Origin of the sequence: Bartonella capreoli, assembly GCF_902813205.1 — a bacterium.
Lineage (GTDB): Bacteria > Pseudomonadota > Alphaproteobacteria > Rhizobiales > Rhizobiaceae > Bartonella > Bartonella schoenbuchensis.
Genome location: NZ_CADDZX010000185.1, coordinates 1 through 463 on the forward strand (window position 1 = coordinate 1; position 463 = coordinate 463).

1 protein-coding gene is annotated in these 463 nt (G+C 34.8%); it reads left to right on the forward strand.

Features of this window, described 5'->3' with window-relative positions:
* Positions 1–219: 219 nt before the first annotated feature.
* Positions 220–463, forward strand: a 244-nt coding sequence (locus J7R05_RS07980) for a hypothetical protein (protein WP_208541845.1), incomplete at its 3' end; no start/stop codon positions are given.

Below are 463 nucleotides of genomic sequence, written 5' to 3' on the forward strand. Positions count from 1 at the left end.
ACAACACTAAAATGGCTAGAAAAATTCTTAAAAGAGAACTTTGGCGTAAAAATACAGAAAACAATACAGATTGCCCCCCACTTTGCATCATTCAAAAAGCATTATTTAAAAACGCTTCATGAACATTTGAATAGTGATAAACTGATCACTAAAATAAGAATGGGCACTTCTATATCGATCTCTTTTAAAAAACAAGCATAATTTCACATCAAAACACAGTTGCAAAATGCACAACATCTTGTTCTCACTCAAGGGTTTGAGGTAGAAAATGAAATTAAAAAAGTGATGCTGATGTGCGTGCTGCTCTCTCTGACTGGTTGCGCGACAAATAAATATAGCTCTTCTTGTGTTGATTGGCTGCCCATTTATTTAAAACAGCAAGATCTGAACACCATCAGTTCAAACTTAGCAAGAGAGATCTTAAAGCATAACAAACAAGGTGAGTACTTGTGTGGAGGAAATA